12 protein-coding genes are annotated in these 17,514 nt (G+C 45.1%); 9 read left to right on the plus strand and 3 right to left on the minus strand.

The genetic code is table 11. The features are described from left to right. Positions 1 to 97 precede the first annotated feature (97 nt). The gene (locus tag BWI44_RS08500; RefSeq protein ID WP_195209591.1) at positions 98 to 2,914 is read left to right on the plus strand and encodes a TonB-dependent receptor; all 2,817 of its coding nucleotides are present in this window, start codon (positions 98 to 100) and stop codon (positions 2,912 to 2,914) included. A 19-nt stretch (positions 2,915 to 2,933) separates the two neighbouring features. Beyond that, the gene (locus BWI44_RS08505; RefSeq protein ID WP_195209592.1) at positions 2,934 to 3,866 is read left to right on the plus strand and encodes a metallophosphoesterase; all 933 of its coding nucleotides are present in this window, start codon (positions 2,934 to 2,936) and stop codon (positions 3,864 to 3,866) included. A 107-nt stretch (positions 3,867 to 3,973) separates the two neighbouring features. Here BWI44_RS08505 and BWI44_RS08510 read toward each other — a convergent pair whose 3' ends face one another. Continuing rightward, complete coding sequence (locus BWI44_RS08510) at positions 3,974 to 5,995, minus strand: LruC domain-containing protein (RefSeq protein ID WP_195209593.1); 2,022 nt, start codon at positions 5,993 to 5,995, stop codon at positions 3,974 to 3,976. Between the two features lie 266 nt (positions 5,996 to 6,261). Between BWI44_RS08510 and BWI44_RS08515 the strand changes: the two genes are divergently transcribed. Continuing rightward, on the plus strand, positions 6,262 to 7,551 hold the full coding sequence (locus BWI44_RS08515) for a WD40-like domain containing protein (RefSeq protein WP_195209594.1): 1,290 nt from the start codon (positions 6,262 to 6,264) through the stop codon (positions 7,549 to 7,551). A 173-nt stretch (positions 7,552 to 7,724) separates the two neighbouring features. Here BWI44_RS08515 and BWI44_RS08520 read toward each other — a convergent pair whose 3' ends face one another. Continuing rightward, a complete protein-coding gene (locus BWI44_RS08520) occupies positions 7,725 to 9,527 on the minus strand; it encodes a mechanosensitive ion channel family protein (RefSeq protein ID WP_118216319.1) in 1,803 nt (600 codons plus the stop codon). Between the two features lie 120 nt (positions 9,528 to 9,647). On the opposite strand from BWI44_RS08520, the gene BWI44_RS08525 reads away from it, so the two are divergent. The 5 genes from BWI44_RS08525 to BWI44_RS08545 all read left to right on the plus strand — a co-directional run bounded on the left by BWI44_RS08525 (position 9,648) and on the right by BWI44_RS08545 (position 15,908). Continuing rightward, positions 9,648 to 10,610, plus strand: coding sequence for a calcium/sodium antiporter (locus BWI44_RS08525; protein WP_195209595.1), 963 nt, complete (start codon positions 9,648 to 9,650; stop codon positions 10,608 to 10,610). A 54-nt stretch (positions 10,611 to 10,664) separates the two neighbouring features. Beyond that, positions 10,665 to 11,801 (plus strand): hypothetical protein, encoded by a 1,137-nt coding sequence (locus BWI44_RS08530; protein ID WP_044533270.1) that lies wholly within the window; start codon positions 10,665 to 10,667, stop codon positions 11,799 to 11,801. 123 nt (positions 11,802 to 11,924) lie between these two features. Beyond that, entirely contained in the window at positions 11,925 to 13,796 is a 1,872-nt protein-coding gene (locus tag BWI44_RS08535) for a DNA topoisomerase IV subunit B (protein ID WP_195209596.1), read from the plus strand. Further along, the gene (gene coaD, locus BWI44_RS08540) at positions 13,793 to 14,245 is read left to right on the plus strand and encodes a pantetheine-phosphate adenylyltransferase (RefSeq protein ID WP_044533272.1); all 453 of its coding nucleotides are present in this window, start codon (positions 13,793 to 13,795) and stop codon (positions 14,243 to 14,245) included. The genes BWI44_RS08535 and coaD overlap by 4 nt, the downstream gene beginning before the upstream one ends. Before the next feature lie 34 nt (positions 14,246 to 14,279). Next, complete coding sequence (locus BWI44_RS08545) at positions 14,280 to 15,908, plus strand: S41 family peptidase (protein WP_007660892.1); 1,629 nt, start codon at positions 14,280 to 14,282, stop codon at positions 15,906 to 15,908. Here the strand turns inward: BWI44_RS08545 and BWI44_RS08550 are convergent. Further along, positions 15,905 to 16,507 carry a phosphatase PAP2 family protein gene (locus tag BWI44_RS08550; RefSeq protein WP_195209597.1) on the minus strand — a complete coding sequence of 201 codons (603 nt, stop codon included), beginning with the start codon at positions 16,505 to 16,507 and terminating at the stop codon, positions 15,905 to 15,907. The two genes, BWI44_RS08545 and BWI44_RS08550, sit on opposite strands and share 4 nt — an antisense overlap. A gap of 105 nt (positions 16,508 to 16,612) precedes the next feature. Between BWI44_RS08550 and BWI44_RS08555 the strand changes: the two genes are divergently transcribed. Continuing rightward, on the plus strand, positions 16,613 to 17,514 hold a 902-nt coding region (locus tag BWI44_RS08555; RefSeq protein ID WP_286812958.1), incomplete at its 3' end, for a helix-turn-helix domain-containing protein.

Here is a 17,514-nt window from a genome sequence, read left to right on the forward strand (position 1 = left end):
GTATCATATTTGTTACCGATTCTTAAATTTGCCGCAAAACGTATGAAACGCTATGTCTCTACTTTTGCGGCAAATTAATCAACGAATGACAACAGGTATGAAACACATTGTTAAAGTATTCACGCTCTTATTCTTATTTGTAACAGTCGGCAGCACGGCAAAAGCCGACGAGAAAGTAAACGTAGTGAAACAGGGCACCGTACGCGGCCGCATCATAGATGCCACGAAACAAACCCTCCCGGGTGCCTCTATCTACATCGAGAAACTGCACGCCGGAGTGACGAGCGACGTCAACGGCTTCTACACCTTCCCCAATCTGGAACCGGGGACGTATACCGTAAAAGTAAGTTATGTAGGCTACTCACCCGTAGAACTGAAAATAACCATTCCCGAAGGACGCACCTTGGAGAAAGACGTAGTGATGAACGAAGGAGTGGAACTACAGGAAGTAGTGGTAGGCGGCGCCTTTCAGGGACAACGCCGCGCCGTCAATTCACAAAAGAACAGCCTCGGCATCAAGAATGTAGTGTCTGCCGACCAGGTAGGCAAGTTTCCCGACTCCAACATTGGTGATGCGCTGAAACGCATTTCGGGTATCAACGTACAGTACGACCAAGGTGAAGCCCGCTTCGGACAAGTGCGCGGAACCTCTGCCGACATGAGTTCCGTCACTATCAACGGCAACCGCGTTCCTTCTGCCGAAGGTGATACGCGCAACGTGCAACTGGACCTCATCCCGGCAGATATGATACAGACCATCGAAGTGAACAAGGTAGTCACCCCGGATATGGATGCCGACGCCATCGGCGGTTCCATCAATCTGATTACAAAGAACTCTCCTTATAAACGCTTCATCAGCGCCACTGCCGGAACGGGCTACAACTGGATTAGCGACAAGGCACAACTGAACCTGGGTTTCACTTATGGCGACCGCTTCTTCAACGACAAACTGGGACTCATTCTTTCCGCTTCCTATCAGAACTCCCCCTCCGGCTCGGATGACATCGAATTTGTATGGGACAAGGATGTAGAAACCGGAGAACTCTGCATCACCGACTATCAGGTGCGCCAATACTACGTCACCCGCGAACGTCAGAGTTACTCCGCCGCACTGGACTGGGACATCAACGAGAACCACAAACTGACTTTCAAAGGTATCTTCAACAACCGCAACGACTGGGAAAACCGTTACCGCCTCAACGTGAAAGGTATCAACCTGGAAGAAGACGACAATGGCAACGAATATTGTTCCATCAACAACAAAGGCGCCGTGCGCGTGCAGACCAAAGGCGGCACGCCCGACAACCGCAACGCCCGTCTGGAACGTCAGCGCACGATGGACTTCACCCTCGGCGGCGAGCACCTCTTCGGCAAACTGGATACAAAGTGGAGCGTCAACTACGCCAAAGCCAGCGAAGAACGTCCCAATGAACGCTACATCGACTATCAACTGAAGAAACAGAAGTTCACAATGGATTTGAGCGATGAGCGCAAGCCGTTGCTTACTCCGCAGGAAGGTTCGGCTATGTATCTGAACGACGATTTCAGCCTGAAAGAGGTGACGGAGCAACAGGAAGATATTCAAGAGAAGGACTTCAAGTTCAAGCTCGATTTCAGCTTGCCGCTCACAAAAGGAAAGTTCGGCAATCATCTGCGCTTCGGAACCAAGGTGGTGCATAAGACTAAAGATAAAAAGATTGATTTCTACGAATACACCCCGCTGGATGAAGACGGTTTCGACAAAGCCAGTCTGGCGGCTGCCGTAGACCAGAACCGGGACGGATACATGCCGGGCAAGCAATATAAAGCCGGTAGCTTCATAAGCAAGGAGTATCTGGGAGAACTTGACTTGAACAATGCAAGTCTGTTTGAAAAGAACCAGGTGCAGGAAGAGCTTGCCACCAACTTCAACGCCAAAGAAACCGTTGCGGCAGGTTATCTGCGTTTCGACCAGAAACTGGGTGAGAAGTGGGACTTGATGCTGGGTCTGCGTCTGGAGAATACACATGTGAAATATTCGGGTAGCCAGTATGATGCGGACGAAGACAAGACCACCCGCACAGCCTACGAGTCGGACAGTTATCTGAATGTGCTTCCTTCCGTTCTTGTGAAGTATGATGTAAACGATGACTTCAAGGTGCGTGCCTCGTTCACCAATACAATTGCCCGGCCTAAGTATGCCGCCCTGGCACCGAACATTACGATTAAGCGTAGCGACAACTCCATCTCTTTGGGTAACCCGGGTCTGAAACCTACTATTTCTTATAACTTCGACCTGAGTGGTGAGTATTACTTCAAGAGCATCGGTCTTGTCAGTGCCGGCGTCTTCTACAAGAAAATCAATGATTTCATCGTAGACCAGACTATGCGCAACTACAATTACAACGGAACCACGTATACCAAGTTCAGCCAGCCGCGCAACTCGGGCAACGCCGACCTGCTGGGTGTGGAGGTAGCCTATCAGCGCGATTTCAGTTTCATAGCCCCGGCCTTGAAGTGCATCGGCTTCTACGGAACATACACTTACTCTTACTCCCACGTGGATAACTTCAACTTCGAGGGACGTGAGAATGAAAGCGGCCTGCGTCTGCCGGGTTCTCCGGAACACACGGCCAATGCTTCGCTCTTTTTCGAGAAATCCGGTGTGAGCCTCCGCCTTTCTTACAACTATGCATCGGCATTTATCGACGAGATGGGAGCGGAGAAGTTCTACGACCGCTATTACGACGCCGTGAATTATATGGATGCCAACGCCAGCTATACTTTCGGAAAGAAACTGAAAACAACGTTCTATGCCGAAGCCACCAATTTGCTGAACCAACCCTTGCGCTACTATCAGGGAACGAAGGAACGGACGATGCAGAGCGAACATTACGGCATAAAGGTAAATGCAGGCGTAAAAATCAATTTCTAACAATCAAATCAATATAATAATGAAAAAAGTATTCTTTCTCCTTTTAATTGCCCTTCTTAGCAACTGGGCAACCGCACAGATAACGGATTATTCCATCTTCGACAAGAAATTCAACTTCTACATCGCCAACGACCTGGGCCGTAACGGTTATTACGACCAGAAGCCCATAGCCGAACTGATGGGTACCATGGCCGAAGAAGTCGGTCCCGAATTTGTAGTCGCCACCGGAGACATCCACCATTTTGAAGGCGTGCGCAGCGTGAACGACCCTCTGTGGATGACCAACTACGAACTTATCTACTCCCACCCGGAACTGATGATTGACTGGTTTCCTGTACTTGGCAATCACGAGTATCGTGGTAACACACAGGCAGTATTAGATTACACCAACATCAGTCGCCGCTGGACCATGCCCGCCCGCTACTATACAAAAGCATTTGAGGACAAAGGAATCACTATCCGCATCGTCTGGATAGACACAGCCCCCATGATGGACAAATACCGCAATGACTCCGCCACCTATCCCGACGCTTGCAAACAAGACTTGCAAAAACAACTCGCCTGGATTGATTCAGTGCTGGCCAATGCCAAAGAAGACTGGATTATCGTAGCCGGACACCACCCCATCTACGCCGAAACTCCGAAGGACGACAGCGAACGCCTGGATATGCAGAAGCGACTCGATCCGATACTCCGTAAGCACAAAGTAGACATGTATATCTGCGGGCACATTCATAACTTCCAGCATATCCGCAAGGCGGGAAGCAATATCGATTACGTTGTCAACTCAGCCGGTTCGCTTGCCCGCAAGGTGAAACCGACAGAAGGAACCGTATTCTGCAGTCCTGAACCGGGTTTTTCCATAATATCTGCGGACAAAAAAACGCTAACACTACGAATGATCGATAAAAAAGGGAACATACTGCATACCGTAACACGCAACTCACAGTAAGCTTTTCACAAAAATAAGAGGGTGTTTACTCCTTGCTCATTAACCAGGCAATTGAGTAAACACCCTCTTATTTATCTTTTCCTTTTTACTTCTCCAATGAGAAAATATCAATTGGCAGACTTCTGATAATTCTTATACCAATCTGTATATTCTTTACCATCCGATTCTACCCATTTCTCGAAATCGGGATATTCTTTATCTATCGTCACAGTCTCCGTTACAGAAGTGAAAGTGCCGGGTATCGAAATGGCAAACGGGTGTTTTCCATCCTTATTCACATAGTAAGCATCCGCCTCTTTACCTATCTGATCAGAATTTGCCAAGTTAGTAGCTTTAGACTTTGGCAAATGTACTTCAGTACGATTGTCTTTTCCAGCCCCCTCATAGTTCACAATGATATAAGGATTCAATATTGAGTTTCCAACTTTTAAGGCATCCTTCTTCATGGCGCCAGCAGCAAATGTACGGGTAATCACGAACTTCTGATTTCTCACATCCATAGCATTGGGGAAGAGAATAATAGAATTAGTTTGCGTTTCATCCACAGCACCGGATGGCAGAACCATTTCGCCGCGTTGATCTGTGGCATACTGTACGGCAAACGCATTCCTGTTCGTGGCAGCACCCACCTTTTGTACCGGTTCGTAGGTTTCTTTCACCTCACTCACGTAATTATCTTTATTGAAGGTAATGGAACGATGGTATTCTATGATAACATCATTCAGGTCATAGTCACCTCCCGAAGGCCAGATATCCTCATAGGCAAAAGACATATAATTGTTCTCTGTTTCAGAAACTTCCGGTTCATCTGGATCTATGACAGGACGGTCAGGGTCTTGGATGGCTTCATTAGGATTCGCATCAATACAGAAGAGGAGATCTTCGTAACTGCTGTCTCCACCATCTTCTACGCCATAGACCACAGTACCCCCTTCGGCTGAAAGAGAGATAAAGCGGGCTTTCTGACCTTGATAGTTCTTATTCCACTCTTCATTAGAATAAACGAAACTCTTATCTGTATCAATGAAACCGTCATAGCCTTTACTACCACATTTAAAACCGTCAGCAATAATAAAGTAGCCGATGGTATACCCTGCCGGAAATTTGGTGGAAAGATTACCCTGATCGTCCTGAAAGAGAAGTTGTACCTTCCGGTTCGTTTCCAAAGGAGCATTTCTACTACCATAATTAGTAGCTCCTCCCGGCACTTTATCGTACCAATTCAAATAAGGTACATTACCTTTAATTGAAGCATTCGGGAAGATAACGATTTTCTTCACTTGATCAGGAGCCGCAGGACATTCACCGGTCTTATAATAATAATACCCCACTACATTCTGATACCAACAGGATTCTGTTAAAAAAGTAAAGAACAATTCAGCATCTGCCACTGTTACGATTTGACCTTGTTCATTTTGATAGGCCTTTGCAATAGTAGTATTAACGTGCTCAGTATCTCTCACATAATTTGAATTATTCAATTTATCTGGTTTACTGCTTTTACCTTTCCACAAGGCCTTTTGTACGTTATTGATAAACTTACTACTAATAACCTTATTATACTCAATCAGACCATTGATATCCCCAGGTTTTCCGTAACTATCACTAATCTCCACCAAGGAATACACTTTCTGTGCATTATTGACTGTAACTAACTTCAAATTTGACTTCGCCCGTGTAGCAGCTACCGCCCGCGAAGCAGCGTCCGTCTCGTTCACCGTCACCTTTCCATTCTCCACACTAGCTTCCACACACATGGGAACACCCCAGGTAGGTGAGAAAACATACACCACTTTAGCAGCCGTAGGCAATTCCACATCGCCAACGAAACGTCCTTTTGTATCCGCAAATATCTTATAAACTGGTTCACCCTGGATGACGAACGAGCCTGTTTCATTATAAGAGATTGGATATTCTGTAAAGATTTCTATTAAAGCATTACTCCCAATCTCTCCATAGTTGACCTCGAACGCCACATTAGTAGTTGTGGTAAAATCAAAGTATTCACTTTCCGGCTTTAATACGGTCGGATCCTTACCAGGATCATAAACATCTTTATCCATGCACCCTGTCAGTGCGAGCATAGCGAAACACGCACCCATTCCAAGTAATTGATTAACTCTCATCATTTGGTTTATGTTTGTAAAAAAATAGCAGGTTCTCGTTTTGTCTTACAAAGATACAAAATACAATAAATGTATCCAAATAATCAAGGATAAAGTTGCATTTGTTATGCAAGATATTTATTTTTAGGAAAAGAGATAGTGGAAAGAAGTCAATTTCGAGAATTATTTTCTTTCTATAGATTTAAGTTAAGTGGAAGTATAATATCAGACAAAAAAGAAAGAATCTCAGTAGAAAACGCTACATTTGTCGCATTAAAAATAGAAACGCTATGAAGAACTTATCTCTCTTTCTGTTACTTTGTCTGCTGTTTGCTGCATGTGCCAAAGATGAAGACAAAGAACCTATTCTGGTAACCGATATCGTAATGCCCACACAGACCAGCTTCAATCCTGGTGATAAAGTAACCATCTCAGCACAAGGCTTCCAGCCCGGTGACAACTTCATGTTCGAAATATACTGGCCACTCCCCGACCAGCCCGCAATGAACTACCAAGGATACGCCCTCGGAGTATCACCCGTTATGGTGGAGCAGACCGCCACAAGCATCACTTTCCTGGCGCCCGGACACTACCCTGCTTCAAAAACCAAAATACGCCTGCGCCGTTCCGGTGACATCATGACACTTGGTGAGATTGCTGTTACCAACGGTGAAGCACCCAAAGAGTTCCAGCTCTATGGCATTGTCAATTCCCATTCCAGCACGGGTTATAATAATTGCATCGAGCACGTAAACCTCACAAATGGCACGCCCACAAACATCGTGGGACTGACAGAAGACCAGAAAGATTTCTCCTGCGTAGCAAATGTTCCTGAAACTCAGAACCTCTGCGGAATACAGACGAAAGATGGAGTGCGTAGTGTATTCAGCTACGACCTATCCATGCGTTTCTGGCAAGATATGGGACTCAAAAATATATTGACTCTCTGCAACGGCCAAAGCTCCATAATAGCCGTAAAGCAAATATCTGACAATGAAATGATGCTGGCATCCATCGGATCATGGCCCTATACCCGTGACATTGACCAAACTCTGAATTACCGCTACGAACTGCCCGCCGACATAAAGCCTGAAGCTCTGACACGCTATCCCGGTGTACAGGGTGACAGTTATCTGCTACTCTCGGCTGATAATGGAAACAACAGTTTCACACCCGTCGCGCTGAGCTTGGACCCAAGTAGCAGGAAGGTATATACCGGCGAATCGATACAGGCCACCGCACTCATTCCCTTCTGGACAATAATCTCAGGAAAAGACACCGGAACTACCAAATACGTACGCACCGGCGGATATGCCGTAGTAAGAGCCGATGATGGCCGGACAGATCTGTGTCTTTGGAATCAAGCTACGATGAGTTTGGAGGAACCTTTCGCCACATTCCCCAATTCGGCACGTTCAGTAACCATGCTCGCTAAAGATACGGAGACACTGAAACTTTACGTTCTATTCGATACAAATCGGGGAGGAAGGCTGATCTATGCTTACGATTTGGTGAGCAAAAGTTGGCAAGCCGTTCCCGGCATCGGCTATCCTTATTCGGAAATTGTGATGGCACGGTAAAAGCCATGTTACCCCAAATGGTAACTTTGTTACCCCCGCACTGTAACTCCATTTACATGCCGAGGTAAAGGTCGTTACATGCCGAGGTAAAGAGCGTTACAATAGGCGGTAAAGGCCGTTACATACTGAAGTAAATGCTTTTACATCGCGAGGGAAATAACTTGTAAATGCCATCATTTCTTTCCCCGGAGATCATCCTTAGGTATAGTTGTCTCATTACCATCTCGCGTAGCAATATAGTGGGGCGACATTATTTCTATGCCTTCTTCATTAAACCGATCCTGAATATTCTGGTGCAAATCAGAATAAACCTGTGCCAACTGATTGGCATCTTTAATATATGCATTCACCTGATAGACGGGATAATAATCCTGAAGAGATGTTTCCAGTACAAACGGACGCGGGTCATCCACTACTCCGGGAGTATTCAGCGCCGCTTCAATCAGAAGCTGATGGGTCTTTCGCCATGGAATATCGTATCCGATGCTCACTTCCGAATGAATTATCAGCCCGTAGTCGCGTGCCGACTGGCTGAAATTCACCGTATGCGAAGACATAATAAAAGAGTTAGGAATCGTAACTACCTCATTCTTCGGCGTACGGATACGCGTTACCAACGGTGTCTTCTCAATCACATTTCCCGTTGTATCATTCAGCTTAATACGGTCACCCAACTTAAACGGACGCATATACGTGATAACCAGTCCTGCAATGATATTCCCGATCACCGTACTCGATCCCAGCGAAACAATCAATCCGACAAAGACTGATATTCCCTGAAAGACCCCCGATTTGGAGCCAGGCAGGTAGGGATAAATCATAGCAATCATAAATGCATAAAGCAGGAAGCGCACAATGTGGAACGTCGGCATAGCCCAGTCGGCATAAAAGCCGCCTATCTTCAGCCGTTCCGACTGTATTTCACTGGCAAGATAACGAACCAGTCGCACCAGATACTTCACGGCAAGCCATATCACAAAGATGGTAAACAAGTTGGGAATATACTCCACTATACCCAGGAAAATGCTCTTTATCGGCTCCCAGATATACGAGAACAACTTATAAGCAAGATCTTTGGTTTGAGGGAATATAGCAAAGAGTAATGGCACCGTCAAAATCAACTGAAGCAGCATGACGGCATAGCGCAGCAGACTTGCCAGGAAGACAAGCAGGTTTACCTGCTTCTGTGTGTCCAGTAACTCGTAATCCTGAATAGAAATAGGCTTTAGTTTAGTATCTTTCAGACGTTGAATACGGGCTTTCAGCTTATTGAACAGCCAGATAGTGAGTTTAAACAACAGGAACTGGCCTACAATTACAAGAATAAAATAAAGAATACGCTTACCAAGCTGCCACAGACTATGCTCATCCTTCATCACTTTCAGCTTGTCCACTATCACTTTTCGCTTGGCAGCCGCCAACTGGTCGCGTGAACAGCCTTCCCAAAGCCCATCCTGATCCGTGAAAGAGGAAAGAACTTTATTGCCATACATCAGATCGGTAACAATATCACTGCTGTCTATATAAACCGAATCCGGCTGAAGATTGAATCGTTTGCCCAGTTCCGTAATTGCCGCCGCATTCATTTCGGCGCGCTGTTGGGGAGTGTGACCGCCACGTTTGGCAAACAGATAATATAATGTATCGCCTTCCACAATTACAGGAATACCCGGAGTCATTCTTCTGAGCGAATCAATACGTAACCGCTGTTTGGCCAGCTTCAGAGAGTCCGCTGCATCATACTTCAACTTCATCTGCTCTATCTCCATCCGGAGATTAGCCTCATTCAATCTTGATGTCTCCAGATCCTCTTTTATCTTCAACAGATGCAGTGAATCAGTATCCGGCTTTTGAGCAACCACTGTTCCCAATGTATCTTCATTCAAGATGTCTAAAACCTTTTCTACCAACTGGGCGGATGCACCACTCGCGAACAGCAGTAACAGCCCAAAACACAACGCCCGAATTCCCTTCATATTAAAAGTCCTTAATCAGGTTACTTAAAATTATAAATTGTTTAACGCGCCAAACATACGGAATGTTTTTCACTTATCATAAAAGGAATTAATTATATTTGCACAAAAATCAGTATTCTTATGGATATTCTTTTCCTGATTGGGGGACTTCTCCTCATACTCTTAGGTGCCAATGGACTAACAGACGGAGCCGCATCCATTGCCAAGCGTTTTCATATACCGTCTATCGTTATCGGACTTACCATCGTAGCTTTCGGAACATCTGCTCCGGAGCTGACGGTTAGTGTATCTTCCGCCCTGAAAGGCAGCGCGGACATTGCCATCGGAAATGTGGTAGGTAGTAACATCTTCAATACCTTGATGATTGTGGGTTGCACAGCACTCTTCGCCCCTATCGTCATCTCCCAAAATACGTTACGTAAGGAAATACCTCTCTGCATCCTTTCTTCCATCGTACTGCTGATTTGTGCCAACGATGTATTATTGGATCATAGTGCAGAAAACATTCTCAGCACTACGGATGGTTTGCTATTACTCTGCTTCTTTATCATCTTTTTGGGATACACCTTTGCAATTGCCTTTCAGGGAAAGAAAGAGGGAGAAGCACCCGAAGAAGAAATCAAGCAACTTCCCATGTGGCGGTCTATCTTATATATAATAGGTGGACTGGCAGGACTTATCATCGGCGGTAACTTCTTTGTAGACGGTGCCACAGGTATTGCCCGCAGTCTGGGAGTCAGCGAGTCCGTCATCGGGCTGACGCTTGTGGCAGGCGGTACATCCCTACCCGAACTGGCTACCTCCATCGTAGCTGCTCTCAAAAAGAATCCTGAGATTGCCATCGGTAATGTAATCGGAAGCAATCTTTTCAACATCTTCTTTGTACTGGGATGTAGTGCCTCTATTACACCCCTGCATCTGGCAGGCATCACTAATCTGGATCTGCTGGTACTGGTAGGTTCAAGTATTCTGCTTTGGTTCTTCGGGCTTTTCTTTGCCAAACGAACGATTACCCGCATTGAGGGCAGCATACTGATACTTTGTTATATAGCTTATACTGTTGTACTTATTTATAATGTTTAAAGTGGTATTTTAAAGATTATCATGTATCTTTGCCCCCTCATTAGACATAAAATTATGGCAATAACAATCAAAAAAGTTTCCACAATGAAAGAATTGAAACGGTTCATCCGCTTCAATTACCGGCTATACAAAGGCAATCCTTACTCCGTTCCCGATCTTTACGACGACATGCTCAACACCTTCAACAAAAAGAAGAATGCAGCGTTTGAATTCTGCGAAGCAGAGTATTTTTTAGCTTACAAAGACAATCAGATAGTAGGACGTGTAGCTGCCATTATCAATCATAAAGCCAACCAGACCTGGGATAAAAAGAACGTCCGCTTCGGCTGGATCGATTTCATCGATGACCCCGAAGTTTCCGACGCATTGATCCGCACGGTCGAAGAATGGGGTAAAGAGCGGGGAATGACTCATATACAAGGTCCCTTGGGTTTCACAGACTTCGATGCGGAAGGCATGCTTGTCGAAGGTTTCGATCAACTCAGCACAATGGCCACCATCTATAACTACCCTTACTACCCGCAACACATGGAACGCATGGGCTTTGAAAAAGATGCCGACTGGGTAGAATTTAAAATTTATATTCCGGATGCCATACCGGAAAAACACAAACGTATCTCCGACCTCATTCAACGTAAGTATAATCTCAAAATCAAAAAATATACATCTGCGAAAAAGATTGCCCAAGATTACGGTCAGGCCATCTTTGAACTGATGAACGAAGCTTATAAACCCCTGTTCGGATATTCCGCCCTGTCACAACGGCAGATCGACCAATACGTGAAGATGTACCTTCCTATTGTAGACCTGCGTATGGTGACACTTATCACGGATGCCGACGACCAACTGATTTGCGTAGGTATTTCCATGCCATCCTTGTCCGAAGCTTTGCAAAAAGCACACGGACGGTTATTGCCCTTCGGATGGTATTATCTGCTGAAGGCTCTCTTCATGAAACGCCGTGCCAAAATGTTGGATTTATTGCTCGTTGCAGTGAAGCCGGAGTACCAGAACAAAGGTGTTAACGCATTGTTATTTTCCGATTTAATTCCGGTTTATCAAAAATTAGGTTTTATATTTGCAGAGAGTAACCCTGAGCTGGAGATGAACGGCAAGGTACAAGCCCAATGGGAGTACTTTAAAACAGAACAGCATAAACGGCGCAGGGCGTTCGTGAAAGAGATTAAATAAAAGGGAACAAGAGACAAATTGACAAGGAAACAAAGGGTTGCACTGTATTTGCGCCATTACAAAGACAGACCATTTCCCTCGTCAACTCGTCAACTGAAAACCTTGTCAACTAAATAAGAATTTATGGAAGAAATCAACGGACTGATGCCCGAAGGCAATGTAGAATATACGGAAGACAACATTCGTCATCTTGACGATATGGAGCACATCCGTGTCCGTTCGGGTATGTATATCGGTCGTTTGGGCGACGGTACGCAAAACGACGACGGTATTTATGTATTGCTAAAAGAGGTAATGGACAACAGCATCGATGAATTCAAAATGGGTGCGGGTAAACGGATCGAGATAAGCATTGAGGAGAATCTCCGTGTCAGCGTACGCGACTACGGTCGGGGTATTCCGCAAGGAAAGCTGATCGAGGCAGTAAGCAAACTCAACACCGGTGGTAAGTACGACAGCAAGGCTTTTAAAAAGAGCGTCGGACTGAACGGTGTAGGTATCAAGGCCGTAAATGCACTTAGCAACCGTTTTGAGGTACGCAGTTATCGTGAAGGCAAAGTCCGTATCGCCATTTTCGAAAAAGGTATTCTTCAGAGCGATGTCACAGAAAACAGCGATGAAGAGAGCGGAACTTATATCTTCTTCGAACCAGATGATACCTTATTCCTAAACTATTCTTTCCAAGCTAACTTTGTGGAAATGTTATTGCGCAATTATACGTACCTGAATACAGGCCTTTCCATTATTTACAACGGTCAGCGCATCATTTCACGCCACGGTCTGGAAGATTTGCTGAACGACAACATGACCGCACAGGGGTTATACAACATCATCCACCTAAAAGGGGAAGACATTGAAATAGCCTTCACCCATACCAACCAATACGGAGAAGAATATTATTCCTTCGTCAACGGGCAGCATACGACGCAAGGCGGTACACACCAAAGTGCACTCAAAGAGCATATTGCCCGCACCATCAAGGAATTTTATAACAAAAACCAAGAGTACGCTGATATCCGTAATGGTATCGTTGCCGCCATTGCCATTAACGTGGAAGAACCCCAGTTTGAGGGACAGACAAAAACCAAACTCGGTTCGCCTTCCATGTCTCCGGGCGGTGTGAGCGTAAATAAATATGTAGGAGACTTCATCAAGACGGAAGTGGATAATTTTCTCCACAAAAATCCGTTGGTTGCGGAAGTCATGCTGCAAAAGATACAGGACTCTGAAAAGGAACGCAAAGCGATTGCTGGTGTTACCAAGCTGGCTCGTGAACGTGCCAAGAAGGCCAACCTGCACAACCGTAAGTTGCGCGACTGCCGCTATCACCTCAACGACGGCAAGGGGAAAGATCAGGAGACCGAATCCTGCATTTTCATTACTGAGGGTGACTCAGCAAGTGGTTCTATCACGAAAAGCCGTGACGTAAACACACAAGCAGTATTTAGTTTGCGTGGTAAGCCGTTGAACTCTTACGGGCTGACTAAAAAGGTGGTATATGAAAACGAAGAGTTCAACCTGCTGCAGGCTGCCTTGAATATAGAAGACGGTATCGAGGGATTACGTTACAACAAGGTGATCGCTGCTACCGATGCCGATGTGGATGGCATGCACATCCGCCTGCTACTTATAACCTTCTTCCTGCAATTCTTCCCTGATCTGATAAAGAAGGGCCATGTATATATCCTGCAGACTCCGCTGTTCCGTGTACGTAATAAGAAGAAAACCCTTTACTGTTATACGGAAGAAGAACGTCAGAAAGCAATTGCAGAACTGGGACCGAATCCTGAAATCACCCGATTCAAAGGGCTGGGAGAAATCTCACCCGATGAGTTCAGGCACTTTATCGGCAAAGATATGCGTCTGGAGCAGGTAAGCCTGCGAAAAACTGACTTGGTAAAGGAATTGTTGGAGTTTTATATGGGTAAAAATACCATGGAACGACAAAACTTTATTATTAATAATCTGGTTATAGAAGAAGATTTGGCATCATGAGAAGAGCAATCTTTCCGGGAACATTCGACCCTTTCACTATCGGGCATTCTTCGATAGTGACCCGCGCACTGACTTTTATGGATGAAGTCATCATTGGGATTGGTATTAATGAAAATAAGAACACCTATTTCCCTATCGAGAAACGCGTGGCAATGATACAGAACTTCTACCGGAACGAGCCCCGCATCAAAGTATACTCTTATGATTGCCTGACGATTGATTTTGCACAACAGGTAGATGCACAGTTCATCATCCGCGGCATCCGCACCGTGAAAGACTTTGAATACGAAGAAACCATTGCAGATATCAACCGCAAACTGGCAGGTATTGAAACAATCCTGCTCTTTACCGAACCCGAACTGACATGCATCAGTTCCACAACTGTCCGCGAACTGCTACAATTCGGCAAGGACATCAGCCAGTTTATTCCCGAAGGAATGAAGATTTAGTGATTAGTGAATTTAATGATTAGTAAAAAGAATAATGAAGAAACTCCTTATCTTTATAATATGTATATGTGGTGGCATGGCTTCCATGCAGGCACAAAATACGGGTAATGCGGCAGCAATCCGCAAGTTACAAATGGCAGAATTTGCTATAGCCAACCTGTATGTAGACTCGGTAGACGAAAACAAACTGGTGGAAGAAGCTATTATCCGTATGTTGGCACAGCTTGACCCGCACTCCACATACAACAATGCCGAGGAAGTGAAGAAAATGAACGAGCCTCTGCAAGGTAATTTCGAAGGTATTGGTGTTCAGTTTCAGATGATAGAAGATACTTTACTGATCATACAGCCCGTGAGCAACGGACCGTCCGAAAAAGTAGGTATACTGGCAGGAGACCGTATTGTAGCTGTAAATGACAGTGCCATTGCAGGTGTTAAAATGTCCACAGAAGACATCATGACGCGCTTACGCGGCCCCAAAGATTCGGAAGTTAAACTGACCATCGTCCGCCGCGGAGTAGATGATCCTCTATATTTCACTGTAAAACGGGATAAAATTCCTATTCTCAGTCTGGATGCTTCTTACATGATACAACCCAAGATAGGCTATATCCGCATCAACCGTTTCGGCGCCACTACCGCCGAGGAGTTTACGGCAGCTCTTAAAGAATTACAGAAACAGGGAATGAAAGACTTAATACTCGACCTGCAAGGTAATGGAGGCGGATACCTGAACGCAGCCATCGATCTTGCCAATGAGTTCTTGCAACAGAAAGAATTGATTGTATATACCGAAGGAAGAGCCGCCCAGCGCAGTAACTTCTATGCTAAAGGTACAGGTAACTTCAAAAACGGTCGCCTCGTTGTATTGGTGGACGAATACTCTGCCTCTGCCAGTGAAATCGTTACCGGTGCCATACAGGACTGGGACAGAGGAGTTGTTGTAGGCCGTCGTACATTCGGTAAAGGCTTGGTACAGCGCCCCATCGACCTGCCCGACGGTTCCATGATACGCCTGACTATCGCCCGTTACTATACCCCTTCCGGACGTTGCATTCAAAAACCGTATGACCATACAGCTAATCTGGACAATCCCAGACTTCAAGGCGAGGATACCCAGGAGAAATACAATATGGATCTGATAGAGCGCTTCAACCGTGGAGAGATGATGCATGCTGACAGCATCCATTTCCCCGATTCACTGAAGAATTCTACAAAGAAACTAAAACGTACTGTTTATGGTGGTGGTGGTATTATGCCCGACTATTTCGTACCTATTGACACCACTCAATACACCGATTATCACCGGAATTTGGTTGCCAAAGGCGTTGTTATCAAAGCAACCACGAAATACATCGAAAGCCACCGGAAAGAATTACAGGAACAGTACAAGAAGTTCGATAGCTTCAACAATAAGTTTGAGATAGACGAGCAGATGCTTGCAGACATACGCGCTGCTGCCGATAAAGAGAAGATCGAGTTTAATGAAGAACAATACAATAAATCGCTTCCGCTGATAAAAACACAGTTGAAGGCCCTGATTGCCCGTGACCTCTGGGATATGAACGAATATTTCCAGGTGATAAACACCACGAACAACAGTGTGCAACAGGCACTAAAAGTACTGAACGAAAAGATTTACGAGAAGAAACTACCGCTTTAATTACCGAATAACCACTTATTTAACCAGCGGTTCACATAGATATTTACTACCGCACATCCCGCTCCGATGACTGCACCTGCCAGTACATCGGACGGGTAGTGCACACCCTCATTCATACGGGACATCCCGACAGAACAAGCCCATAAAGCCGAAGGACCTATCACATACCATTTCGGATACTTCACGCAAAGCGAAGTTGCCAATGCAAAGGCTGTTGCCGTATGTCCGGATGGGAAAGAAGGACTGGTCTCATGACTATAAGCATGAACCCGGTCGGGATAACGGTCGAACGGACGTTCACGGTCTATAAGATATTTCAAGCCATAGGTCACCACAAAAGCACCGGCAACACTGGTACCTACATACACAGCATCCTTTAATAATTCACGGTCTTTTTTCACCCATGCAGCCAGTACCATCGCCACAGGAACTCCAACGGCAATATAAGGTTCAGTACGAGAAATTATTTTATTATAATTGCGAATAAACTTACCATCCCAACTGTTCATTTTATGCAAGGTATTGATGTCCCAATTTTGTGCAGAAATACTGAGTACAACTAATGATGCAAAAAATACAAAAAAAATAGTTCTCTTCATGCAGTCTTTCTTATAGTTTGCAGCAAAGATAGGTGATTTTGTTAGAGTATTCACAAAAAAATTCTATCTTTGTTGCCATAATTTTAGTAATTCGTCCTATATTTCATGACAAAAGACACTCTTTGCACACGGCAGGTAGATTGCACTCTATGCCCGAAAATTTCTGATGGGACATTGGTACTTCGCCAACATCCCCAGGGGCAGCATTTCTCAGCGGAGAAGTGCACCCAGAACTGCATGATCTTTATGTTAAAGGGTGAGTTGCTGATTAATAGTAACGAATATCCGGGCACTACGCTCCTAAGCAGACAGTGTGTATTACAAGCCATCGGCTCAAAAATGGAGTTATTGGCACTGACTGAAGTGGAATACATCGCCTATTGGTTCACGGAACTCCCGCTTTTATGCGAAGACCGCTATAAAGAGATCCTGGAACGTTCCGAAGCTCCACTGATTTACACGCCGTTGCTGGCCAACGCAAAACTGGAACGACTGCTAAATGATATCGCCGACTATTTTAAAGAACAACCTTCCGCTTGCGGGAAATATCTCGATATCAAGCGTCAGGAACTGGTTTACATTCTAACCTGTTATTATCCACTACGCCAGATAAGTACTTTTTTCTATCCTATCAGTACTTATACAGAAAGTTTCCATTATTTCATTATGCAAAACTACGATAAAGTGAAGAATGTGGAAGAATTTGCCCATTTAGGAGGATATACCACCACTACCTTTCGTCGTTTGTTTAAAAATATGTATAATGTTCCGGTGTACGAATGGATACTGGACAAGAAGCGTGAAGGTATTCTGAATGATCTGCAATTCACCAAGCAACGTATCTCTGTAATTAGCGCACGCTATGGTTTTGATTCCCTGTCACACTTCGCACATTTCTGTAAGGACTCCTTTGGGGACACCCCCCGTTCACTACGGAAACGCGCTGCCAGTGGAGAGAAAATCACTATTATAAAAGAAAAAAGTGACGACTCAGCAAGGGAACAAGG

The sequence above is a fragment of the Bacteroides sp. Phil13 genome, from assembly GCF_001940965.1.
Lineage (GTDB): Bacteria > Bacteroidota > Bacteroidia > Bacteroidales > Bacteroidaceae > Bacteroides > Bacteroides intestinalis.

What these genes read in the sequence shown, in the direction of transcription:
- BWI44_RS08500 (WP_195209591.1), top strand. Translation starts at nt 98, where the DNA reads ATGAAACACATTGTTAAAGTATTCACGCTCTTATTCTTATTTGTAACA.
- BWI44_RS08505 (WP_195209592.1), top strand. Translation starts at nt 2,934, where the DNA reads ATGAAAAAAGTATTCTTTCTCCTTTTAATTGCCCTTCTTAGCAACTGG.
- BWI44_RS08510 (WP_195209593.1), bottom strand. Translation starts at nt 5,995, where the DNA reads ATGATGAGAGTTAATCAATTACTTGGAATGGGTGCGTGTTTCGCTATG.
- BWI44_RS08515 (WP_195209594.1), top strand. Translation starts at nt 6,262, where the DNA reads ATGAAGAACTTATCTCTCTTTCTGTTACTTTGTCTGCTGTTTGCTGCA.
- BWI44_RS08520 (WP_118216319.1), bottom strand. Translation starts at nt 9,527, where the DNA reads ATGAAGGGAATTCGGGCGTTGTGTTTTGGGCTGTTACTGCTGTTCGCG.
- BWI44_RS08525 (WP_195209595.1), top strand. Translation starts at nt 9,648, where the DNA reads ATGGATATTCTTTTCCTGATTGGGGGACTTCTCCTCATACTCTTAGGT.
- BWI44_RS08530 (WP_044533270.1), top strand. Translation starts at nt 10,665, where the DNA reads ATGGCAATAACAATCAAAAAAGTTTCCACAATGAAAGAATTGAAACGG.
- BWI44_RS08535 (WP_195209596.1), top strand. Translation starts at nt 11,925, where the DNA reads ATGGAAGAAATCAACGGACTGATGCCCGAAGGCAATGTAGAATATACG.
- coaD (WP_044533272.1), top strand. Translation starts at nt 13,793, where the DNA reads ATGAGAAGAGCAATCTTTCCGGGAACATTCGACCCTTTCACTATCGGG.
- BWI44_RS08545 (WP_007660892.1), top strand. Translation starts at nt 14,280, where the DNA reads ATGAAGAAACTCCTTATCTTTATAATATGTATATGTGGTGGCATGGCT.
- BWI44_RS08550 (WP_195209597.1), bottom strand. Translation starts at nt 16,507, where the DNA reads ATGAAGAGAACTATTTTTTTTGTATTTTTTGCATCATTAGTTGTACTC.